Origin of the sequence: Spiroplasma endosymbiont of Phycita roborella (genome assembly GCF_964031195.1) — a bacterium.
GTDB classification, from domain to species: domain Bacteria; phylum Bacillota_I; class Bacilli_A; order Mycoplasmatales; family VBWQ01; genus Spiroplasma_E; species Spiroplasma_E ixodetis_A.
Window position 1 is genome coordinate 117,366 of record NZ_CAXIQJ010000002.1, and the last position, 24,900, is coordinate 142,265.

The 24,900-nt window shown below is 23.5% G+C and carries 24 protein-coding genes; 7 read left to right on the forward strand and 17 right to left on the reverse strand.

Annotated features, from left to right (window positions below; translation table 4 throughout):
• Positions 1–44: 44 nt before the first annotated feature.
• On the reverse strand, positions 45–740 hold the full coding sequence (gene rsmG / locus AAHM95_RS01065; RefSeq protein ID WP_342273855.1) for a 16S rRNA (guanine(527)-N(7))-methyltransferase RsmG: 696 nt from the start codon (positions 738–740) through the stop codon (positions 45–47).
• 561 nt (positions 741–1,301) lie between these two features.
• Here rsmG and AAHM95_RS01070 point away from each other — a divergent pair.
• Both AAHM95_RS01070 and AAHM95_RS01075 read left to right on the forward strand, forming a co-directional pair.
• On the forward strand, positions 1,302–2,174 hold the full coding sequence (locus AAHM95_RS01070) for a hypothetical protein (RefSeq protein WP_342273856.1): 873 nt from the start codon (positions 1,302–1,304) through the stop codon (positions 2,172–2,174).
• A gap of 180 nt (positions 2,175–2,354) precedes the next feature.
• A complete protein-coding gene (locus tag AAHM95_RS01075; protein ID WP_281749630.1) occupies positions 2,355–3,593 on the forward strand; it encodes an IS256 family transposase in 1,239 nt (412 codons plus the stop codon).
• Between the two features lie 172 nt (positions 3,594–3,765).
• On the opposite strand, the gene AAHM95_RS01080 is transcribed toward AAHM95_RS01075, so the two are convergent.
• The 5 genes from AAHM95_RS01080 to AAHM95_RS01100 all read right to left on the reverse strand — a co-directional run bounded on the left by AAHM95_RS01080 (position 3,766) and on the right by AAHM95_RS01100 (position 9,039).
• Positions 3,766–3,960 (reverse strand): hypothetical protein, encoded by a 195-nt coding sequence (locus AAHM95_RS01080; protein ID WP_342273857.1) that lies wholly within the window; start codon positions 3,958–3,960, stop codon positions 3,766–3,768.
• 140 nt (positions 3,961–4,100) lie between these two features.
• A complete protein-coding gene (locus tag AAHM95_RS01085) occupies positions 4,101–5,015 on the reverse strand; it encodes an ABC transporter permease subunit (protein ID WP_342273858.1) in 915 nt (304 codons plus the stop codon).
• 2 nt (positions 5,016–5,017) lie between these two features.
• Entirely contained in the window at positions 5,018–6,220 is a 1,203-nt protein-coding gene (locus tag AAHM95_RS01090) for an ABC transporter permease (RefSeq protein WP_338974486.1), read from the reverse strand.
• Between the two features lie 3 nt (positions 6,221–6,223).
• Positions 6,224–7,918: an ATP-binding cassette domain-containing protein gene (locus tag AAHM95_RS01095; protein ID WP_342273859.1), complete on the reverse strand. Its 1,695-nt coding sequence runs from the start codon at positions 7,916–7,918 to the stop codon at positions 6,224–6,226.
• Positions 7,919–7,920: 2 nt separating this feature from the next.
• On the reverse strand, positions 7,921–9,039 hold the full coding sequence (locus tag AAHM95_RS01100; protein WP_342273860.1) for a hypothetical protein: 1,119 nt from the start codon (positions 9,037–9,039) through the stop codon (positions 7,921–7,923).
• A gap of 520 nt (positions 9,040–9,559) precedes the next feature.
• Here AAHM95_RS01100 and AAHM95_RS01105 point away from each other — a divergent pair.
• The 5 genes from AAHM95_RS01105 (at position 9,560) to AAHM95_RS01125 (ending at position 12,876) form a co-directional block, all read left to right on the forward strand.
• A complete protein-coding gene (locus AAHM95_RS01105) occupies positions 9,560–9,733 on the forward strand; it encodes a hypothetical protein (protein ID WP_342273861.1) in 174 nt (57 codons plus the stop codon).
• Between the two features lie 605 nt (positions 9,734–10,338).
• On the forward strand, positions 10,339–11,133 hold the full coding sequence (locus AAHM95_RS01110; RefSeq protein ID WP_342273862.1) for a hypothetical protein: 795 nt from the start codon (positions 10,339–10,341) through the stop codon (positions 11,131–11,133).
• Positions 11,043–11,399, forward strand: a complete 357-nt coding sequence (locus AAHM95_RS01115) for a hypothetical protein (RefSeq protein WP_342273863.1) — start codon at positions 11,043–11,045, stop codon at positions 11,397–11,399. Before AAHM95_RS01110 ends, AAHM95_RS01115 begins: the two co-directional genes overlap by 91 nt.
• Positions 11,400–11,544: 145 nt before the next feature.
• The gene (locus AAHM95_RS01120) at positions 11,545–11,757 is read left to right on the forward strand and encodes a hypothetical protein (protein ID WP_338974475.1); all 213 of its coding nucleotides are present in this window, start codon (positions 11,545–11,547) and stop codon (positions 11,755–11,757) included.
• A 273-nt stretch (positions 11,758–12,030) separates the two neighbouring features.
• Entirely contained in the window at positions 12,031–12,876 is an 846-nt protein-coding gene (locus AAHM95_RS01125; RefSeq protein WP_342273864.1) for a hypothetical protein, read from the forward strand.
• 206 nt (positions 12,877–13,082) lie between these two features.
• On the opposite strand, the gene AAHM95_RS01130 is transcribed toward AAHM95_RS01125, so the two are convergent.
• The 11 genes from AAHM95_RS01130 to AAHM95_RS01180 form a co-directional block, all read right to left on the reverse strand.
• Positions 13,083–14,321, reverse strand: coding sequence for an IS256 family transposase (locus AAHM95_RS01130; protein WP_342273944.1), 1,239 nt, complete (start codon positions 14,319–14,321; stop codon positions 13,083–13,085).
• Between the two features lie 57 nt (positions 14,322–14,378).
• Positions 14,379–15,128 (reverse strand): glutathione S-transferase family protein, encoded by a 750-nt coding sequence (locus AAHM95_RS01135; RefSeq protein WP_342273865.1) that lies wholly within the window; start codon positions 15,126–15,128, stop codon positions 14,379–14,381.
• Positions 15,129–15,349: 221 nt separating this feature from the next.
• Positions 15,350–16,426 carry a hypothetical protein gene (locus AAHM95_RS01140; RefSeq protein WP_342273866.1) on the reverse strand — a complete coding sequence of 359 codons (1,077 nt, stop codon included), beginning with the start codon at positions 16,424–16,426 and terminating at the stop codon, positions 15,350–15,352.
• 16 nt (positions 16,427–16,442) lie between these two features.
• Positions 16,443–18,059 (reverse strand): tyrosine--tRNA ligase, encoded by a 1,617-nt coding sequence (gene tyrS, locus AAHM95_RS01145; protein ID WP_342273867.1) that lies wholly within the window; start codon positions 18,057–18,059, stop codon positions 16,443–16,445.
• A gap of 8 nt (positions 18,060–18,067) precedes the next feature.
• On the reverse strand, positions 18,068–18,526 hold the full coding sequence (locus tag AAHM95_RS01150) for a hypothetical protein (protein WP_338975348.1): 459 nt from the start codon (positions 18,524–18,526) through the stop codon (positions 18,068–18,070).
• A 237-nt stretch (positions 18,527–18,763) separates the two neighbouring features.
• Entirely contained in the window at positions 18,764–19,060 is a 297-nt protein-coding gene (locus AAHM95_RS01155) for a helix-turn-helix domain-containing protein (RefSeq protein WP_252319896.1), read from the reverse strand.
• A 33-nt stretch (positions 19,061–19,093) separates the two neighbouring features.
• A complete protein-coding gene (gene whiA, locus AAHM95_RS01160; protein WP_281749091.1) occupies positions 19,094–20,041 on the reverse strand; it encodes a DNA-binding protein WhiA in 948 nt (315 codons plus the stop codon).
• A 23-nt stretch (positions 20,042–20,064) separates the two neighbouring features.
• Positions 20,065–21,030: a thioredoxin-disulfide reductase gene (gene trxB / locus AAHM95_RS01165; RefSeq protein WP_252319900.1), complete on the reverse strand. Its 966-nt coding sequence runs from the start codon at positions 21,028–21,030 to the stop codon at positions 20,065–20,067.
• The gene (locus tag AAHM95_RS01170) at positions 21,014–22,216 is read right to left on the reverse strand and encodes a prolipoprotein diacylglyceryl transferase (RefSeq protein WP_342273868.1); all 1,203 of its coding nucleotides are present in this window, start codon (positions 22,214–22,216) and stop codon (positions 21,014–21,016) included. Before AAHM95_RS01170 ends, trxB begins: the two co-directional genes overlap by 17 nt.
• 33 nt (positions 22,217–22,249) lie before the next feature.
• On the reverse strand, positions 22,250–23,197 hold the full coding sequence (gene hprK, locus AAHM95_RS01175) for an HPr(Ser) kinase/phosphatase (protein ID WP_338974583.1): 948 nt from the start codon (positions 23,195–23,197) through the stop codon (positions 22,250–22,252).
• A gap of 488 nt (positions 23,198–23,685) precedes the next feature.
• Positions 23,686–24,861, reverse strand: a complete 1,176-nt coding sequence (locus AAHM95_RS01180; protein WP_342273869.1) for a hypothetical protein — start codon at positions 24,859–24,861, stop codon at positions 23,686–23,688.
• Between the last annotated feature and the right edge of the window lie 39 nt (positions 24,862–24,900).

The window sequence follows — 24,900 nt, forward strand, 5'->3', positions numbered from 1 at the left end:
TTATCCTACTAATTAAGTTTAACACTAATTTTAATTAATATTATTTACAAAGGTTTACTTTTAATTTGTTGATAAGGTCTTGGATATTTTAAAGCACATAATTTATATTTTTGAAAATGAAGGATTGTTCTTTGACCATAGTTGTTTGGTAATTGAACAGTAAATTGATTAATTAACTTTGCACCCATTGTGTTAATACTATTTTGTGCCAACGCAAGTTCTTCTTCAACTTTAAGACCCTTATAGGCAATAAATAATCCTTCAACTTTTACTAATCCTAAACATAATTCACTTAAAATATTTAGCGGTGCTAATGCTCTTGCTATTACAATATCAAATGTTTCACGATATTGATGAGCAAATGTTTCTGCTCTTTGATTAATTATATAAACGTTTTCTAAGTTTAATTCAGTAATTACTGTTTTTAGAAATTGACATTTCTTTGTATTTGATTCAATAATGGTTAATTGTAATTTGGGAAAACAAATTTTTAAAATTATTCCTGGTATACCAGCACCACTACCAACATCACAAATATTTTGATCATCCAAAGTGATGTTATTACTAATTAAAAGAGCATCATAGAAATGTTTATAATAAACTTCTACTTCTTCAATAATTGTTGTTAAGTTATATTTTTTATTTTCAGCAATTAAAATTTTATAATACCGACTTAATTGTTGTTCCATTATTGGTGTTAAAGTTAAATTAGTTAAACCTATAGTTCAATCTTTATTCATTGCTTACTCCTAAATCAATCTTTTAATAAAATACTTTATTTAAAGTAGACTATAAATATAATGCTTTAAATAATTAAATATAATTTAATTATAATTTTATATTTAATTATAATGTTTTTTTAGTATATGGTTGAAATTTTATCACATAACTACTATCCTTCAAAATTTAATGTTATTTTTAATTAATTATTAATTAAATAATTTAAAATGCTTAAAATATCATTTTCGTTTTATTTTCTTTAAACTCAAATATAATTAACACATATAATAAGAATTATTAAACAAATTATAAAAGTGTAACCCATCCAAAAACAAATAAAAGCACTAACAGAAAAACAAATACCCGCATTTACAGTTTCACAAATCCAAGCATTTACCGAAAATCAAATAGCATATTTTAAAACTTCGCAAACTATTATCTTAACATCAAGACAAATACAAGCATTCACAACTAAACAAATTCAATGATTTACAAATTCACAAATTTATTATTTAAAAATCTCACAAGTACAAGCATTGACAACTAAACAAATAAGTTCACTTAACTACAATAAAGTTAAAATGTTTACCTCACAATGAACTAAAAAATTCAAAGTTTCACAAATACAAGCACTAACACCAAAACAAATAAAATGAATTGATTATGAACAAATACCAGATTTTACCAAAGAACAAATACAAATATTTACAATAGAGCAAATACAAGCACTAACACCAAAGCAAATACCCTCATTGACTATTTTACAAATTAGTTGATTTACAATAGAGCAAATACAAGCACTAACACCAAAACAAAATAGAGTATTTACAGAAAAACAAATACAATCATTTGCACCAGAGCAAATACAAGAATTTCCAATTAAATACATAAATGAATTAATTTCAAAGCAAATACAATGATTCATAATTGAACAAATCCAAGCATTTACCGAAAAGCAAATTCAAGTATTTACAGAAAATCAAATTCAATCCTTTACAAAAGAACAAATACCCGCATTCAGAATAGAACAAATACCATATTTCACAACAAAACAAATCTCAGCACTAATTATTTCAAAAAAAATATATGCTCTTACAATAGAGCAAATACAAGCACTCACAATCGAACAAATAACAGCTTTAACACCCCAACAAATACCATTACTAACAGCAGAACAAATAGAAGCATTGACAAGAGAACAAATTAGTTGACTTACAAATCAACAAATAGAAGCACTCACAAAAGAACAAATACCCGCATTAAGTCCAAGAAAAATGGGAGCATTAAGTCTAGAAAAAAGAAAAATATTAAAATTATTAATTAATAAATACCAAAATCAAGAACAAAAAAGCAAATCTAAAAAAGATTTAACAAAAAAAATTTACCAACAAGAAGCAGAAAAAAAGAAAGTATTAGCAGTACAAATCAAGAATATAAAGAATCTATATTATTAGAAAATGTAAAACCATTAAATTCACACATTAAATGATCAAAATCTTTGCATGAAGAAATAACAAAATATGAAAACCAAGATCTTAATAAGAAATGTTTAGTAATCTGTGTAACTTACAAAAATAACTATGTTTAATTAATTCTAGTAAATATAATTAAATGACTAGAAAGAGTGAGTACAGATGGCTAAAAAAGATAACTTTAATAATAATGATCCAATATCAAAAGCAGTAGATTTATTACTAGAAAATACTGAAGATTTAACAACAGTTTTTAAACCTGGCGGTTTATATAAAGAATTAACAAAAAGATTAGTTGAAAAAATGTTGAATTCTGAAATGCAAAATTATTTAGGATATGAAAAAAATCAACATAGTACTACTGAAAATGCTCGTAATGGTACAAGTTCAAAAAAATTAATAACTCAACAAGGTAAAATTGAAATTGATGTACCAAGAGATCGCAATAGTAATTTTACTCCTGTAATAGTTCCTAAAAGGCAAAGAAGATTTGATGGTTTTGATCAACAAGTTCTTTCCTTGTATGCAAAAGGAATGACATTATCTGACATTAGAATGCAGTTGCAAGAGTTATATCATGGTGCTGATATTAGTGAAAGTGTTATTAGTCAAATTACTGATGATGTTATTGATGATGTTAAAGCATGACAAAATCGACCATTAGAAAGTATTTATCCTATTGTTTATTTTGATTGTATAGTAGTTAAAGTACGACAAGATAAACGGATTATTAACAAATCAGTTTATATAGCATTAGGAGTTGATTTAGAAGGCAAAAAAGATGTTTTAGGATTATGAATTAGTGAAAATGAAGGTTCTAAGTTTTGATTATCTAATTTCACAGAAATGAAAAATCGTGGCTTAAATGATATTCTTATTGCTTGTAGTGATAATTTAACAGGCATGTCAGAAGCAATACAATCAGTTTATCCTAAAACAGAACATCAATTATGCATTGTTCATCAAATTAGAAATAGTTTAAAATATGTTTCATACAAACATCGAAAAGGTCTAGTTGCAGATTTAAAACCAATTTATAGTGCATGTAGTGAAGAACAAGCAATGCAAGCTTTAGAATCGTTTGAAAGTAAATGAAATAAACAATATCCTCAAATTACTAAATCTTGATATAAAAATTGAGATAATTTAATGGTTTTTATTAGTTATCCAGTAGAAATCAAAAGAGTGATTTATACTACAAATGCTATTGAATCTGTTAATAGTCAATTACGAAAAATCATCAGAAATAAAAAAGTTTTTCCTAATGATATGGCAGTTTTCAAAATATTTTACTTGGCAATTGAAAATATAACAAAAAAATGAACATTGCCTATTCAAAATTGAAATACAGCAATTGCTCATTTTATGATAAAATTTGAAGACAGAATTAATCTAAATTAGTAACTTTGTAAAACAAAAATACACAGATTATTAAAAAGCCTCTCTTAATATAACAACTAATCAATTTATTAATAAATACTAGTATTTAACAATCTTTCTTTTTTAAAAATTATTATACAAATTATAAAAAATATTTTCTTAAAAAATAAATGTTTTAATCTAATTTACATTACTATACACTTATTTTTTTAGATTTAAAACTTATTTCTTCATCATCATTAATTTTTTGATAGTTAATATTAGAAATTTTATTAATTATTTTCTTCTCATTATTTTTAAATGTTTTTATTTTTTTAATATTTTTTTCTAAACTCTCATTGTTCTGTTCAGCCAATTTCTCAAAACTGTCATTTAAGTTTTTTACCATAATTTAAATTTCCCCTTTTTTCATTGTTTAATAAATTTATTATACACAATAAAAATAAAAACTTAATTTATTAAAAAACATTTAAAACATTATATTTATTAAACTTGATAAAGGTTTTAAAATATTGCTAGCATATAATTTTATTGTCATTTTCTACCTGCTTTAACATAAGGTTGCGCTCAACTTTTTACCAATTCTGTATTAGGACGAAAAATCATTAATGATACTAATGCTATTAAATATGGAAACATACCCCATAATCAACTTGGAATATTATTACTAATAACTATAAATGTTTGTGAAGCATTTATATACTGATATAAAAAAGAAAAAATAAAACAAATAATAGAAGTTAAAAAAAATCTACTGTGTGCCATCATTCATAAAGCAATTGCCAAAAAACCAATACCAGCAAAATTATTACTATAAATAAAAGTACTTGGAAGTACATAAACAAATAAAGCACCTGAAAAACAAGCTAAAGAACTAGAAAATAGCGAAATATAAAATCGAGAACGACGAACATGAATATAATTTAAAGCTACTGCGGTTGGATTCTCACCAATTCCTCTAATGTATAATCCAAGCTTAGTCAAAAATAAAATAGCTGCAAAAATATAAATTGCTAAAAAGGTTACCAAAATTGCAATTCAAGAAAATTGATAAATATAAATACTTGCTAATGAATAATTTATTTCTCCAGTAAATGTTAATGGTAAAATTACTGCTAATCCATAACCAAAGTAATTAATAACCATTGATACTAAAAATTGATTAGTTCTAAACAATAAGGTTGCTAAACTATGAATTAAGCCAAATACAATTCCAATGATAATAGTGATAAAAAATGCCAAAATTGCAACTCCACCACCCAAATTATTTTTTAATTGTGAAACAATTATACAATATGTGGTAGCACCAGTACACATAATACCATCAAAACCAAAATTAACAATTCCTGCTCTAGTATTTAAAATTCCACCTGTACATAACAACAATAATGGACAAGCAAATAATAATGTATTAACTAAAATTGTTGAAAATGAGAGTAACATAATTATTTTTTTCTCCTTTTCCTTTTAAATATTTTATTTTTTTTAAAAATTTTTGAAGATTTTGATTCAACATTAACAATTTTAACATTTTGTTGTTCATCCTTAATTAATTCTTTTTTTCATATTAACTTCTTTTTTAGTCTTATTAAATATTCTTTAATAGCAATAGAATGAGTTAAGTAATGCCAAATAAAAGGATAAATACCAATAATGTAAATGGTTATTGATAATACTATTATTGCAATTTCTGGATTTTTCAAATACATAAAAGCATTATTTTCAATAGGACTAATAAATAAACTCATAAAAAATGATGAAAATAAAATAACTCCTGGCGTATATCCCGCTAAAGCAGCTACTACTACCCCATAAAATCCTTCTTGAATTGGAGCAGAAAGCGAAGGTAAATTATTATTAACTCCTAAAAAATAAAGATAACCAGCAATTCCTGCTATCGCTCCTGAAATTGGTAAAATTATTAAACCCTGATATTGGGGATTTAATCTGGCATATTTTGCAGCAACGGGGTTTTTAGCAATTGCATTTAATTTAAAACCAAGAGTGCGATTATTAAAAATAATAATTGCGATTAATAAGACAATAATAGCAATAATAATACCAGCAGAAAATAAATTACTAATGCTAAAAGGTCCACTAATTAATGAAAATCTAAGATTAGTAATTTGTGTTGGAATTTTTAAGTTATGATAAACATTACTGGCTATTAAACCTTTATATCCTTCTCAAGCAATAAAATTAAATAAAATAGTGCTAATAATTTCATGAATTTTAAAATAAGTTTTTAAAATTGCAATAATTAAACCAGCTAAAGCACCAATTAAAACTGCAATTAATAAAAGAAAAGGAGTAATTCATTGACTATAACCACCACTTTTATAAATAGCTACTGCCAATACATATGTTATCATAGCACTAAATAACATTTGACCACTAACTCCAAAGTTATAAATACGATACTTAAAAGTAATAGCTACTGCTAATCCTGTTAATATTAATACACTATATGTTTCAATTAAATTACTAAAACTTACTAAATTAGTTAAAGGATTAATAAAAATAGTTTTCCAAAATGATAATGGATTAACTTGTAAACATAACATTAATAAACTAACAAAAAATAGAGTTATTAGTAATAATAATGCACCCACTAATCAAAAATTTCATTTTTTAATATTTTCCAACATCTTTTAACCCAACCTTGACCTAATATTTTCCATTTTTTTATTAATTCAACTAGTAATTTTGACAAATGGTCTTTTCAAATAATTAATTGTTCTAATTATTTTTTTCTTTTTCAAACTTCACTTTGTTTGTGGCAATTGATACATTTTATCAGTTTTAACAATTATTTCATTTGTAATAGGATAATCATTCCATAGTGCTGGATTGTTCATTATTTCAACTTTAACATTTTTATTTTCCAATTTACAAACAAATTGTTTGTGATAAATAACTGCTACTCGTTGACACAATAATTGTAATAAGTACGGATCAGTATCAATAATTAAAATACTTGAACCACTTTCGCGTAACTCTATTATCTTTTTAATAATTAATAACGAAGAATTTTCATCTAAATCAGAAAATGGATTAGATAAAATTAATAATTGTGGTTGCTCTTCAATACTTCTTGCTAATACAAATTTCTGCATTTCTCCTTTTGATAATTTATTAATTTTAATAAAAATATTATTATCGTTAAATATTTGATATTTTTTAATAATTTCTCGTACCTTTTTATTAACAACGGCTGTTTTGACAACTCCGGATTTAGTTACATATTTTTCTTTATTATAATTTCAAAAGGTAAAATTTTCAAATAAAGTGGCATCAGGAATTATAGCAGTATTACTATAATGTCCAGATATTCAATCAATTCCTAAATTACTAATTTCTTGCGGTTTAAAATAAGTTACTTCTTGTTCTTGAAAAAAAATGCGTCCTGTTTGCGTTTTAATCATACGTACTATACTTTCAAGTAAAACCTCGCTATAAAGGTTTTCATAATCATAAATACCATATATTTCACCAGGGCGAATTGCAAATTCAATTTTATGAAAATTTGAAATATTGGGTTTATTCAAAGAAAGATTATCAATATAAAGCATTGGTACTGAATTTATCGATTTTGGTTTTTTATAATTAAAAATCTTACCTCAATAATTAGTTGTAAACAATTTAGTATTTTCTTCTAATTTCATTACTTTTGTTTTACCAATATTTAAGTTTTCAATTCAAGATACTCGGTTAGCAACCATTTTAGCAAATTCTTCATCTCTAGTTGTGAAAAGGACCGTTATTTCTTCATTACGAAATGTTTTAAAAATCATTCAAAACTCTACTTTTTGACTATCAGATAAACCAACAGTTGGTTCATCTAACAACAATATTTTAGGTTCTTTGAATAAAGCACGAAGTAAAGATAATTTTTTTAATTCTTCAATCGCAAGTGTTGATACTCTCTTATTTAAATTAAGCTTAATTTTATATTTTTCCATTAAATTATTAATTTTAAATTCAGCTTTTTTTCAATTAGGAAAAATTTTAGCAATAGTTGGTTCATTACCAAGTATAATATTTTGTTTAACAGTAAGATTGTCTAAGAAAAAATCATCTTGACCAGCATAAGCCATTCTAAAATAAAGCATTTCACTAGGATCACGAGGAAAATAACATCCTTTTCTTAAACTATTAATAACAATTTTTCCTTTAGAAGGTTGTTCAAAACCAGCAAGCATTCTAATTAATGTTGATTTACCAACGCTATTATTACCAACAATGGCATGAATTTCTTGTGTTATTTCTAAATTAACATTTTCAAATATAACACGAGTATCATAATATTTACTAATTTTTTGTAACTTCAATATTGTTTTTTCCATAATTATATATCTCCATACTGATTAATAAAATCAATGTTATTAACACCATAAGTTTGGATTTTACTTTCTGAAGCACTAGGTATAATTTTAAAATTAGGATTAATCTCTTCTTTAAATGTTTCATCAATAATTTCCAAATCAGGCATAAAACCAAAAGCTAAATAATTAATATTATCATAAACATAGTCATTATTATTAATAATATTCGATCCAACAAAACTAATAGTTTTACTATAGGTTGGACGTGAAGATATTAACCTAGCAGTATAAGCAATAATACTGTTATATCAATAATTAGTATTAATAATAAAATTAACACCATGTGTCTCATATAATGATTGGGCAATCTGACCAACACCGGCAACACTATCAGCACTATAAATATTACTTGTTACAAAACTATCATGAGGATTAGCATAAATAATTTTATATGTAATTTTTGGATTATCAATACCATTAATTATCTCAGCAAATTGATTCAAAATAGTTTGATCATAATCAATGCCAATATTATTAATAATACCAATTCTAACTATCAATTTACCGTTGTCATCAACATCAAAGTTATATTTTTTATTTATTATTCCATCCTGAACATTTTCAACAAAATGTTCAGCAATTTTACTGCCATAATTTAAATGGCTACTAGTTACGTTATCAATATTATATCTAATATCATAAATATTATTAGTAACTTTAACCGTATCAGCAATAATATTATTAAAAAAATAAAATTTAACATTCTGAAATTGTTGTAATACTCTAATTAAGTTTTTAGTAGAATAACTACTAGTTTCACTATGATGTGGAATATTCTTTTGAAAACTAGGATTTAAAATATAAACTTTTTTGATATTATATGTAGATAAAAAGTTTCTCAACATTAATGCATAATAATTATCATCTTGAGAACTAAACAATGTTACTACATGATCTTTACCATAAAAAGTTTGTAACTTTTGATAAACAAGTCGGTCATAAATGTTTTGATTTTGTGCTTGTTGATAACTTGTTATTAATAAAACTGTTGGTTGTAAATTTCAAGTACAAGCATAAATACTACTACTAATAGTAGTTATTGTTGGCAAAATTATAGTGAATAATAGAAAACGTCGAAACATAAAAACCACCTACTAATAATACTTATTTATAATTATACAAGAAATCTTAGTTTAATATCAAACAATCAATTTATTGCAAATTAATTAAACAGTTTATTAAAAAAATAATAAAGAATATAAATAAAAAGGATTTATGACAATTAATTTTATTAATAGTAATATTTGGTTTGTTATTATTTTCAAAGTTATTTTCTTTTGTTATTTTTAAAATGTAATGATGAGGAATTTTAATTTTATTTTTAGTCCCATTTACGTTCTTATTTATATCTTTTGCTAGATCATTCATTAGAAACTCTAATTTTTCAATGATTTTAAAAAACAAAAAAATAAATCATTTACTATTAACTTTAACTTATTTATATAAATTTTACATACTTTAAATTTATTTTTAATAAAAACTTAATTAATTGTAAAATACATAAAATTTGATAATATACAACCGTTATATAGTATATATAAATTTTAACCAATTACTTTCCTATAAAAGTAATTGGATTTTTTGTTAAAAGGAGGCATTAAAATGGCAGACAAAAATAAATCAGAAATATTTCAAAAAATAACAGCACAGCAAGACATTAAAGATATTTTAAACCAATCAAATTCTACATTTAAAAATAAAAAAGGAAGAAAAAAAGAAAGACATGGTGGCTTAACATTTAAATTCAGTAAAAAAATGATACTAATAATCAATTAACAGATGTAATAATTAATGATAACCCATCAAAAAGTCATATAGAAAATTCAGAGACAGTTTCTATTATTTCAACAGATAGTGAAAATATACAAGAAACAAATAATGATATATGAACAGTATGAACAAAATTCAAAAATTATGTATCACCAGCATCAACTTCAATTTCAAATACAGAAGAAATATCACAAACACAAAATGATATTTTATTAATTGAAGAAATAAAAAAAGAATTAGAAAAAATTAAAAGTAAAATCGAGTCATTAAAACAAGAAAAAGAAAACAATATTAACTTCGACAATTTTAAATATAATGCTGTAACAATTTTAGATGAATATAAAGATATTTTATTTTGAAAAAATCAGCTTCAAGATCAAAAAAAAGAAAAACAAGAACTTGAACAACAACAAGAAAATATAAAAAAAGAAATTTTAAAAAAAAGAAAACTAATTGAAGAAAATGAAAAACTAAAAAATAATAGTCTAAAAGAAAATAAAAATATTACAAGAGAACAAATTAGAAGACAAAGTATTTGAGAAGAAGAAAAAATTCAATTAGAAGAAGAAATATACAAAAAAGAAAAACAATTAGAACACCAATTACCATCAATGTGATTAAGCCAAGGATTGCCCGTTTCTGAGACAGTCGGATTAAATAAAGATATTGAAAATAAAAATATAGAAATTAATAAAACTATTAATAAAATTAATAAAAAAGAAAAAGAAATTGAAAAAAATAGAATAAATAATTTAAATAAAATCAAGAAAAAAGAAAAAGAAATTGAAAAATTAAATGATAAAATAAATAAAACTGCATCTTCAAGAAAAAAAATAAATTTTGATAAACAAATTTTAAAAATCGAAAAAGATATTGAAAATATTAAAAATAAAGACTTAAAAAAAATAAAAAACATCCATGAAGAAATTTTACCAATCAATAATAAAATTTATTTTATAACAACTCTTCAACATATTGATAATTCTATTACTGAAAAAATAATGCATTTCCAACAACTTACAAATGGTGATATACAAGTTATTAATCAAATAAAAAACTATGAAAATATTAATAAATATAAAAAAGATACAGTAATAATTGAGAACATTTCATCAATAAATAATAATACTAATTGTCAATTTATATCAATTAAAGATTTTCTAAACAATCAAAAAAATGTAAAAATAAAACCATCTTTAATATCAAGATCTGCATGACTTTTCTTCAAATTAATTTCTACGATTGTTTCGGAAATACCAATTATAAATCGTATTTTTGGATTGATATTTAAGCCTTTTTCATGAATGCTTTCAAATTGAACAAAAAAAATGAATCATGATTTTCTAACCAAATATATGAAAATGAACAAGAAAAAGAAAAAAATAAAAAAGAATATGAAACAATAAATAAAAAATTAAAAAGTGATAAATTAGAAACTAGATTAGAAATACAATATGAATTATTCAAACAAGAATTAAATAATAGAAAAAATAAAAAAGCAAATGATTTAATAAATAATGAAATATTAAATCAAAACTCAAATAACATTTCTGAAAATCAAAGTATTAAAAGTTTTGATTCATCTACTAAAATTTCAATAAATTACCAAATGCAACAATCTTCAATCAATACAAATCATAATTGAAATAAAGTAAAACCTTTATTAACATAATCAATTAGTGAACTAACGATTTTTAATAATATAAATTTAATTAAGTAATAAATTTTTAATAATATTTTTATTTTAAAAATATATACTTTTATTGAATATTTTTATGATAAAAAATATTCAAGAACAAATAAAGGAGATTATAAATATGTGAAGATCATGTAACGAATGAAGTCAAGCTGATAAAGATAAGTACAACAAAGAAGCAAAAGAAACAAATAAAGTGTGAGGAGAAAAAAACGAAAAGGAAAGACGAGAAAAAGTTGCTAATGCTCTTGACCTTGAAAAAAATAAAGCAAAAATAAATCAATCAACAACAAATGAAAATCAAAGTTCTAGTAGTAAATCAGCACAAATGTAAATTTTAAATATTACAAAACTACTTAATTTGAGAAGTTTTGCCTTTTTATTGGTAGTGTTTAATACTTTTTACAATAAATATAGTAAGATTAAATGATAGTAAATAAATAATAATTTTAAAATGACATCCAAATGGATGTCATTTTAAAAAATTATAAGATAAAAATCATCTTTATTTCTTAATATTTATTTAATTTTGTTTTATATTAATAAGTGCTATTATTATACTATAATACTACTAATAGTATTCATTTTATATAAATAGGTGATATCCATGAAACAATTTTTAATAGCTTTAAGCAGTTTAACAATCTTAGTTTTAACAGGAAATAACAATATTAATCATATTAATAACTCATTAAAAAACAATGTAAATAATACAACTTCACTATTCAATAATAAATATGGTTACTTAAATGATAATGACATAATAACTAATCAATCAACAACCGATCATAAATTTTATAGTTATGATACATCTGCATTAAAAGATTATACTTTTGCTAATGCAAGAGATGTATTTTTAGTCGATAATACAAGTAATTTAGTTTATAATCCTGATGTTACTATTCCTAGTGATCAAAAATTAAATATTGAAAATACGAAACAAGAAATGAATAGTCATAAAAAAATAACTACTATTAAAAATACAGATAATGAATATAGTAAAAGTGAATATAATAAAACTTATTTTGATGGTGATAATAACGATTGACAATATGTGCAATTAGGTAGTTTACCTAATCATATTAGTATTTCTAATCAAACTGGTGGTAATAAAGTAGAATATAATGATAGTTTAAATGAAACATTAGGACTATACTATATTGCTAAAGCAACAAAAAATAATCAAATTGATGAAACAATAGCTGACAAATTAGGAACATACTTTATGAGTCAAACAAGTATCAAAGATAGTTTTAATAAAGATTTAACTAATAAAATTATTAATTTAATTAGTAGTAATAATAATATTTATAATTTCATATATAATCTTCCAATAAAAATAACAGATAAAAATAATTCAATTAATTATATTTTTGATAATAATAATAATTTAATTGAAATTTATTATAATACATGAACTAATACTAATATTGATAAAAATGATATAAATTAATTCATATAGTCTTATTATATTTCAGACAAGAAATAATTTGGATTTTTATGAAATTGTATTAAATAATATAATTTTTTTAACTTAAATGCAACTAAAATACTTATTTTTAAAAATTACTAAAAAATTAAAAAATAAATTTAATATTTATACACAACAAAAATTCTGAGGCTTTTTAATAATCTGTGTATCTTTGTTTTACAAAGTTACTAATTTAGATTAATTCTGTCTTCAAATTTTATCATAAAATGAGCAATTGCTGTATTTCAATTTTGAATAGGCAATGTTCATTTTTTTGTTATATTTTCAATTGCCAAGTAAAATATTTTGAAAACTGCCATATCATTAGGAAAAACTTTTTTATTTCTGATGATTTTTCGTAATTGACTATTAACAGATTCAATAGCATTTGTAGTATAAATCACTCTTTTGATTTCTACTGGATAACTAATAAAAACCATTAAATTATCTCAATTTTTATATCAAGATTTAGTAATTTGAGGATATTGTTTATTTCATTTACTTTCAAACGATTCTAAAGCTTGCATTGCTTGTTCTTCACTACATGCACTATAAATTGGTTTTAAATCTGCAACTAGACCTTTTCGATGTTTGTATGAAACATATTTTAAACTATTTCTAATTTGATGAACAATGCATAATTGATGTTCTGTTTTAGGATAAACTGATTGTATTGCTTCTGACATGCCTGTTAAATTATCACTACAAGCAATAAGAATATCATTTAAGCCACGATTTTTCATTTCTGTGAAATTAGATAATCAAAACTTAGAACCTTCATTTTCACTAATTCATAATCCTAAAACATCTTTTTTGCCTTCTAAATCAACTCCTAATGCTATATAAACTGATTTGTTAATAATCCGTTTATCTTGTCGTACTTTAACTACTATACAATCAAAATAAACAATAGGATAAATACTTTCTAATGGTCGATTTTGTCATGCTTTAACATCATCAATAACATCATCAGTAATTTGACTAATAACACTTTCACTAATATCAGCACCATGATATAACTCTTGCAACTGCATTCTAATGTCAGATAATGTCATTCCTTTTGCATACAAGGAAAGAACTTGTTGATCAAAACCATCAAATCTTCTTTGCCTTTTAGGAACTATTACAGGAATAAAATTACTATTGCGATCTCTTGGTACATCAATTTCAATTTTACCTTGTTGAGTTATTAATTTTTTTGAACTTGTACCATTACGAGCATTTTCAGTAGTACTATGTTGATTTTTTTCATATCCTAAATAATTTTGTATTTCAGAATTCAACATTTTTTCAACTAATCTTTTTGTTAATTCTTTATATAAACCGCCAGGTTTAAAAACTGTTGTTAAATCTTCAGTATTTTCTAGTAATAAATCTACTGCTTTTGATATTGGATCATTATTATTAAAGTTATCTTTTTTAGCCATCTGTAACTCACTCTTTCTAGTCATTTAATTATATTTACTAGAATTAATTAAACATAGTTATTTTTGTAAGTTACACAGATTACTAAACATTTCCCGTTTTCAAATGCCAGAATTATTTTCTTCAATTCTATTTCTTATTTCTAATATACTTTTCTCTATATTTCTTAATTTCATAATTTTTCTACTTTCATCTTCATCTTTAATAGCCGTTGATGCTGCAGAAATTAGCTTAGTAATATCACTATAAGTCGACATATAAAAAGGAGTACCAGCAATAATATAACCTGCATTTTTTTCTGCATTATAAATTTTCTCCTCAACTTTTAAATAATTAATGATAATATTAATATTTTCGTTGATACTTTCTTCTTTTGCATTTGGACCATTTTCTAAAATTTGATTAATTCTTGTTTGCAAGTCAGGATTATTAGGTTCTTTATATTTATTAGCGTTTTTTCATCTTGAATTTGGTGCTTCAATTTCTTCTTTTCTAGTAACTAATTCTTTATATATTTCTTCTAATTTTTTAAACTTTTCTAATTCATCAACATTATTAAGAGCATTTACTATTTCTTTTTCTTTTAATAGTTGGATATTAATTCGATGTTGAAGTGACATATAAAAAGGAGTATAGGAAACAGAATATCCTGCTTTACTTTCTGCATTATAAATTTTCTCTTCAACTTCTATATAGTCATTAATATTATTAATTAATCTACCTATATTTATTCTGAAATTATCAATCATATTTTTCTTATATTCTTTAGGTGTGTTTTCTAATGTTTTTCTTAATAAATCATCTAACATATTCTTTATCTTCCTTTGCTTATTAAAATTAACTTAATAAAAATCCTAATATAGAAAATATCTATATTAGGAAAGAACATTTATTAAATTACTAAGTAATAATATCATATTTTTTTTAAAACATAAAGAAAAAATACTACTCCAGTTATAAATAAAATTAAATGCCTCAACTATTTTTTTATAAAAATATTGAAATAGAAAAAAATATTTTTTTATTTTTTTTAAAACGGATTATAAATATTTTTTAAATTTTGAATAATATGTTCTCTCACTATTACATCTTTAATTGAATTAGTAAAAGCAGAAATTTTAGGCTTTAAAAAATTATAACGACCCATATTTTGTGGAAGTGTAGTATCTATTATTGGCATATCTTTTAAATTATCATCGAATATTTGTACTACTTCCGAATATAAATTAAGTATATTAGCATAAGCATTAAAAACTGATACCATATAATTAACATCTAAAAAATTATCAACTCCATGTTGTTGCAAGAGATCTATAATTATTTTTTTATTAGCAATGATATCACCTGTTGATTCCATCTCTTTTAGAGCATTAGCAATTTTATCAGTTTCATCTACTCTTAATATACCTATCATTTTTAACTTTTCAACAGTACTGTAACATTCCTCATAAGTTGTATTATTTTTTAATTCATTTATACTTTGTTTTAACGTTTCACTATTTTGATATAAATCAATAACATTGTTAATGTCTGCTACATTAACATTTAAAAAAGGAAGATTATTATCAATACTAGTAAATATTTTATGAGTAACAGAAGTTGTCGGTATTTCATTTTTAATAACACCATAACTTAATGATTTATTACCGAAAACACTAGTACCCATCATAATAATTACGATACTACCTAAAATACTCATTCTAATAAAATTAATTAAAATTCCAGCTGTAGCATTTATTGCTTTGTGTTCAATTTTATTTTTATTAAAAAGTACAAAATATAAAATAATATAGATTATTCAAAATAAAATATTAATGCCAATAATTCAAACAATAGCATATATCAAAAATCCAATATTATCAGTTAATAAATTCTTAAATGAAGCAAAACTACCACTAAGGTCACTAAACCATGGTGATACCATATTTTTAAAAGAATTTATTAACATTGGTTTAAATGCCAACATTAAACCAATACTAAGTAAATTACCAGCACTAATAAATATTAATGCTCTTCCCCCAATAAAAAAACCAGTAACAATACCAAAAATAATAATAGCAAAAATAATAATATCCCATAATAATGGAGAAACATTAATAAATATCATATTTAAATACCCTTCCTTATTTATGAACAACTATAAAATAATGACGCTTACCTTTTTTTATAACTGTTACTTGATTATTAATTGCGTTTTTTTTACTAATAAGAAAATTTATATTGGTAATTCTTTCACCATTAACAACAATTGAACCTTGCATAATTAGTTCTCTTGCTATTCTTTTTGAATTACAAATTTGATTATTAACTAAAAAATCAATTATTTGTTCATTATGATTAAGATTAAAATGTGGTACATCTTTTAAAACCTGTAAAATCTCAGATGATTTCATTTGATGAATCCGATCGTGGAAAAAAGCATTAGTAATATTAATAGCACTAAAATATCCATTTAATTTATGAATAAATACTGTTAATAAAGCTGCTAAAATCTTTTGTCCATAATGTTGCTTAACATCACTATTATGAATTACTAAAATTTTTGCTATTTGTTCTTCACTAAATAAAGTTAAAGAATTAAAAAAAGTAGGCAAATCTTTATCTTCTTGATTAAATAAAAATTGATATAACTCATAAGGTGAAGTTTTTTCACTATTTAAAAATATAGCACCTTTTTCGCTTTTACCAAATTTTTCACCATTAGATTTAGTTAATAAATTAATAGTAATAACAGCAGCATGATGTTCATCACCTTTTTGTTTTCTAATTAAATCTAAACCGGCAGTAATATTTCCTCATTGATCACTACCACCAGATTGAATATAACATTGCTCTTTTTCATATAAATGATAAAAATCATACGCTTGTAATACCATATAAGAAAATTCAGTATAAGAAATTCCAGAATTTAAACGATTAGCAATCATTTCTTTGCCTAACATTTGATTAACATTAAAATGCTTACCAATATCACGCAAAAAAGTTGTAATTGTTAGTGGACCTAATCATGTTTGATTATTAATAATTTTAATTGGCTTAATTTTATTGTTTAATGTTCCCAATGGTAATTTTAAAAATGTAATTCAAGTTTCTACATAACTATCACAATAATTTAACAATTGTTTAAAAGAAAGATTATTTAAATCACTTTTCATAGTAACTCACTTTTGATCAAAATTACAAATTTCATATAAAGTTTTTAATAATGATGCTGATAATCCTAATTCTTCTCAAGGTAAGGGCAATGTTTTTAAAATACTACTTAAAGTCTGTTGATATTGATTATTTGGATTAATACTTTTAATAATCATTTCTAATGTTTCATATTCTTTATCATTTAATAAATTACATGTTTTAATTAATTCTAATGATGTTAAATTATCAATATTTTCATAACTTAATAATGTCACTAACTGCTCTTTTATTTTTCTAACATTAGTTTGTAACACATTTTCATCTAATAAATTACGTTCTTTATTTTTACCACTTGGATCACCGATCATTGCCGTTGTACCACCAATAACAGCAATTGGTTGAAAACCAAATATAGCAAAACGATGCAATAAAATAATTTGTAGTAAATTACCTAAATGTAATGAATCATTACTTGGATCAAAACCACAATATATTCCTTTTCCTAATTTTCCTGCATTAATTACTTTATCTATGCTACTAATATCTTTTAAGATATTACGTCATTTTAATTCGTCAATAATATTGGATTTTATTATATTATTCATAGCATCTCCTATTTATTTTCATCTAAAATATCATCAACTAACAAATCAATAGTTGTAATAACTGTATCGTTATTATTACTTGCATTATTGTAATTAATAGATGTAGTTTCTTTAAATATTTTATCGCGAAATTCTAGATAGCGCGATGGTAAACTATCATATATTTGTTGTTGTTCTCTATTTTTTTTAATTTGTGCAATTCTAGTATTATCAAGATTACTAGAATTATTATACGCTACTTCTTTTTCACGAAAAATATTTTCTTTAGTTTTTTTATCAACATATTGCTCAATAGTGCTAGAACTGCTATCGGATTTTTTAATATTAATTGGAATCGTAGTTATTTTTTGATGATTAAGACCAAATATAGGTGAAATAATACTACTTAATTGATAAGGTTCTTTTTTAGCGTTATCAACATTAGTAGTAACATTTTCAATTTCAACTTCTGTATTTTCTATTGTCATAATAACTCCTTAATGATAATCAATAATTAAATTATAACATTTTAATGATTAATTATTCCTAATATAAGGTGAATAAATTTCATAATCTTCATTAAGATAAAATAATTACTAGTGAATATCAATTAATTTTATAAAAAGTACTAATAACTTTTCTCAAATTTATTTTTAATAAAAAATAAAATAATAAAAAAGTAGTACTTGTTTATAAAGTACTACTAAAAGTGTATTAAATTGATTTTATTCAACACTAAATGTGTCATATAAATTTGAAGTATCAATATTATCAAACCCTACAGCAAAAAACTCACTAATAGATGAATCCAACCCATTAATTATTTTTAAGATTGCAACTAAAGATACGTTTCTTGTTCCTCTTTCAGCATCAGAAATATAATTACGATGTAGGCCGCTTGCTTCTCCAAGTTTCTCTTGTGAAAATTTTCTACCTTTTTGATTACGTAAAGTTTTCATTCGTTTTCCAAAAGCATTCAATAAATCTTGACGACCTTTGCTTAAAATTTCTTTCTTTTTCATTGTATGGCCTCCTCTTATACTTTTATTATTAACTTACAATGTTTCTTGATACTTTTTCTTAATTTCGCGAATTAAATGATTAACCCCAGACTTAGTAATGACAAAACCAGTTTCTTGATAGTAAAGTTCACCCAATTCTGAAAGTGATGCTTCAGGATTTTTTAATCTTAAATTTGAAATAATTTGAGCTTTTAATGACAACGCTTTGAAAAGTTTTTTATCTTTTAAAACAGAAATCATTATAACTTGCTGGTCTCCAGCATTTAAAATTTTTTGTTGATTAGAAATATCAATATTATTAAAACGATTAATATTATTAAATAATTCTCGTGAAATGCGTTTATCTTCAAAAGCGAAAACTGCTTGTGGACAATCAATTATTTTTAAAAAGTCAGAAATTACATTAGATTTTTTTAGATAAAGCACCGTTTTATTACGACGTTTTATTGTTTTAAAGTTTAATTTAAAAGTTTGTAATAAAATATTTTTAATTTTTTTAGCCAACATATCATTATGAAATTGTAATTCCAAATGGTAGTTAGGTGTTGAAGGAGAATTGATACTGCCAACTACAAGGAAGATTCCTGCGATATACGCTCTTATACAATGCTCTTTTATTATATGCTGGTGCATAGCTTCTTTCTCAATAAAAAGATATTTATCTTGAAGCATTAAATCATTAATAATAAAATCAATTTTATTATTAATACGAATATTATACACCTTTGGACGCTCAAATTTATTTAAAACATCCACCATAACTATCAATTTTACGTCTTTATATTGATTTTTTAAAAATTTATATATTAACCTAGTGGTTTTGTTATGAAAACTATGAATAATAATCTCATTATTTATTTTATCTGAATTTGTAATCTTACCATTAATAAGCGAATATGCTGATAGCAAAGATTTCTGACAACAATTTTTAAAACTTTTTTGACAGATTTCATCTTTTACACTTGTTGTAAATGATATCATTACTATCACCTCAATTGTACACTTTATTCATTAAAATTATCAATAAAATTTATTAAATATTGTGCTGCAATCGCTCCATCGTTAACAGCAGTTACTATTTGTCTTAAATTTTTAGCAATTACATCACCAGCTGCATATAATCCCGGGATTTTAGTTTGACACTTATCATTAACTATAATATAACCATTGCTATCGCAAATATCTAAATCTTTAACAAATTTTGTAACAGGATCAGAACCAATATAAGGAAATAAGGCATCAGTAGTAATTTCACTAATTTCCTTAGTCTTAATATTTTGAATTTCTAATTTACCTACTTTTTTCTTATCCTCAGTACCTAATACTTTTAATACAACATGATCAGTTATTAAATTAATATTTTCATTATTTTTAACTTTATTAACGGTTTTATCATCAGCACGAAATTGATCACGACGATGAATAAGATTAACTTTATTAGTAAATCTTGTTAAATATAAAGATTCTTCACAAGCAGCATAACCACCGCCAACTACACTAATAATTTTATTCTTAAATAAAGCACCATCACAAACAGCACAATAAGAAACACCACGATTAGCATATTCCTCTTCACCAGGAACACCAATTTTACGTTCTAATGAACCAGTAGCTATAATTACTCCTTTAGCAATAAGAACATCACCACTACTTAAAAGGACTGTTTTAATTTTATGATTTTCACTATCTGTAATTTTAATAACTTCATCAGTAACAAATTCAACTTGTAGTTTCTCAACTTGCTTTTGCATTTTTTCTGATAATTCAGGCCCTAAAATATAATCATAACCTGGATAATTTTCAATTTCAGAAGTTTTAATCATTTTTCCACCAACAATATATTTTTCAATAATCACAGTTTTAAGATTTGCTCTTTGTGCATAAATAGCAGCTGTCATTCCTGCTGGACCACCACCAATAACTACTAAATCATAATCATATTTATTTTCTTTATTAGTATGATTTTTCATATAATCATTCTCCTTTACGAAATCTTGATGGTGCAATAATTTGTGCAAATATTACTAAAATAACACCTAAAATAATTCACATTCCAGAAACTATCATTGAAGTTGAAACATTGGCTATTTTCATAATGTCTCTATTATCACGAAGTGGTTCTAAAATCATTCTAATAATACCATAAAAGACAAAGTATAAACTACCTGATACTCCTGCATATGTTACTCGATAATTATTAGGATTATACATAGTATTTAAAGATTTAGAATGTGGTTGCATATTATATTTAATCTTTAAATATCATTTTTTTATCTTTGATTTAACTTTTGAATGTTTTTTAACATCTTTTCAAGGTATTTTTTCAACACTTTTAACACTATTCTTATTGGGTGTAAAATCAAAATATGCTTGTTTTCAACTTTCATATTTAAATTTACGATATCCATGAATTTTTTTAATAACTGTTCAAGGTTTTAAAAAATCTTTTACAACAATTGGATTAGTCTTTAAAGGCGAAATAAATTGCGAAGAATCTAATTTTCATGGTTTTTTACTAAATATTTGTCCTGTTTTTGGTACAAAAAACGTTAAAAAGAATCAACCAAATAATGAAGATAATGACTCATATAAAAATAAAGGTTGACGATAAACAGCAACAGGATCTGGTTTATCACTATTAAAACCATAATGTAAATGATTATTTATTCATGTTGGTAATCAACTGAAAGGATGACCAACATCAGTTCCTAGTAATTCTTGATTAAAAAAATTACCTCATCTACCAATTGCTTGACCTAATAAAATATTTGGAACAATACAATCAATAAAAACTCACATTGAAATTTGTAACTGCTTTGAAGTACGATAAAAAATAAAGAATCCTACTATCATTCCAACTGTAACGCCTCCTTCAATTGCCATACCACCTCTTCAAACGGCAACTACATCAAGTGCATTTTCAATTGTGCTAGTATTATTAAGAACATATCATGCTCTTGCTCCTATTAATCCTGCTAATGCAATAACTAATGTTCCTCATTCTAAAGTTTTAGTTGGAATATTACGACGATATAATTTTATTCATGAAGCAATGACAGCAGTTAAAAACCCTACTGCCATTAATACCGAATAAATATGAATTCCCGTTCCCGGAATATCGGTAATTAAACTATTGTATCCATCATCATTAATCATATTTTTTTCCTTTTTGATAATTTAATTATTAAATTATTTCTTTTTTGTTAAATTTCTAATTATTTGTTTTTGAAAACTAGCAGTAGCGTCTTGACCTTCATCTTTTAATTTTAAACTAATAACTGCTGCTTCAATTAAATCAGCTAAATTTCTTCCTGGACTAACAGGAATAATTATTTTAGGCACTTTAATTTCAAAAAAAACATCAAAGTTATTATGATCACCAAGTCGATCAACTTTAGTTCAACCATCATTTTCAATTCTAATTAAATTAATAATTAAATTTACTTGACTCTCATGCATTATAACATGATATCCATACATTTTGGTAATATCTAGGATACCTATTCCTCTAATTTCAATTAAATTTTTAATAATCGGATTAACTTTTCCTACAATTTTATTATTGACTTTTAAAATATCAATACTATCATCACCAACAAATAAGTGCCCATTACGTAATAAATCTAATGTTGTTTCTGATTTACCAATACCACTTTCACCTGTAATTAGGACACCATAACCAAAAATATTTACTAAAGTACCATGTAAACGTTTAGATTCAGATAAACGTTCAACAATATACGTAGAAACTGTTGCTGCAAATTCAGAAGTAAAAAATAATACTTCAATAATTGGAACTGTTGAATTAATTGATTTAGCACAGTCACATAATTCTTTTTTAAATTTAAAATTAGGTGTTACAAAAATAGCAGGAATATGATCTTCTAAAATATTACTAAAATGGTTCTTAAATTCTGTTTTTGGTAAAGAGGAAATATATTCGCTTTCTTTACTGCTTAATAAAATTATACGACGACTACGTGAGATTTGTTTAGTTTTAAATCCTGTTAACTCTAAACCACCACGATTAGTACCAATATTAGTAATAATTCTTTTTTCAATTGGAATTTTGGGATTAATATATAAAATTGTTAAATTAAATTTTGTTACTATTTCGCCAACACTAAGGTTTTCCATACTTAATTTCCTGCCTTTTATAATTAAAATTTTTGATTAATTTTAAACATAATATAATTATATATAATATATCAACAGAAAGTTTATTATTAACAAAAATATACATAAGTTTCTAAAAACATTAAAAAAACTATTGAATAATATAATAAAAAATTACTAAACATTTCATTATCAAATAAAAATTATTATGATATAATTCTTTAAAAATTGTTAAAAATTAAAATATTAGAAATTAGTGTTAACTTTTTATGAATAGCAACTATATTCCTTTTCAATTAGTATTAAAAAATATTATCTCATCATCTATCAATCAAAATTTAAATCATATTTATGAAACTATTGATAAAAATAAGAATGAAAAAATACTGGTGATTTAGTTTCTGAAAAATGAGATTATCATTTTATTAATTATTTAGGACAACTAAGTCCAAATGGAAGTGGCACGCCTCCACAATTACCACCAAGAAATAAAATATAAATAAATATTACTAGTTAATATTATCTAAAATTTGAATAATAGTTTTAACTATCTTTGCAGCATTTTTTTCATTCTTAAGAACATGTAAATAATCTTTTAAATATTTAAAATTTTCTATATCATTTTCTATTTTTATAAATATTTCTTTAGCAGCATAACCAGTTGAAGCTATAGGAATTATTATTTTATTTTTATTTCTAGCAATTTCAAATTCATTTAATACACCTTTTGATAAAACAATATTATTATTTTCATCCATTTTATTACCAAAAATAAATAGTACAATGTCTGCTTTATCTATTAACTGATTACGATATTCTGGTCAACTTTTTTTAAATTGTTGAGGAAATGGTCATACATCAAGAATTTTATCCAAAACAATACTATTTTCTTTAGCATACTTAACAGCACCACTTACTATTTCATCACCAACGCCGATTCCAAATGCATTTATTATTTTCTTATTTTCTTTACATAAAAAATTTGATAAATCAAATACAAATTTTTTGCTTTTCTTTATAGTACCAAATTCTTCATATTTATTAGCTATACCCGAAATAAAAATATTTCTCTTCAAATTATTATTAATTTCAGAATTAAATATTTCTGCTTTTGAATCGCAATAATTGTTTAATAATAATGTTTTAAAATTAATGTTTTTAAAACAATTGTGACTTATAGAATTGAATAACTTACCATAAATTGTCAGAGAAAAAGAATCGTTTGAAAACCGTAATTCTGTTTCAGGAATAAATTTACTATATAAACTATTTTCTCCTATTGTTCCATCGCCAACACCATAATATTTATCATTAATATCCAAATTAAGTGCAGTTAAATCAATTGCATAATAATATCATACTTTAGTGCTTATTTTTGAAGCATAATGAGTACCTAAAAAGTAAATAGGTGTATCTTTTGTTAAAAAAATACCAGTTTCTTCTCACATTTCATTATAAACTGTTTCCAAAGGATTATTATTTTCCACTCCACTAGTAATTGAACTATATTTACCCAACTTATTTTTATTAAATAAAGGATTACTCTCACATGTTTGCATAAAATAACGACTACCATCATCTTTAATTATAAATGGTAATATTGCAACACCTTTGTTATTACATCAAGGTTCTTCAACACCATGCATAAAGTCTACTTTAATTAATTTAACTCATTCTTTTTTCATATTTATTTTTTCCTTTATAATAAAATTATAACTCTTATA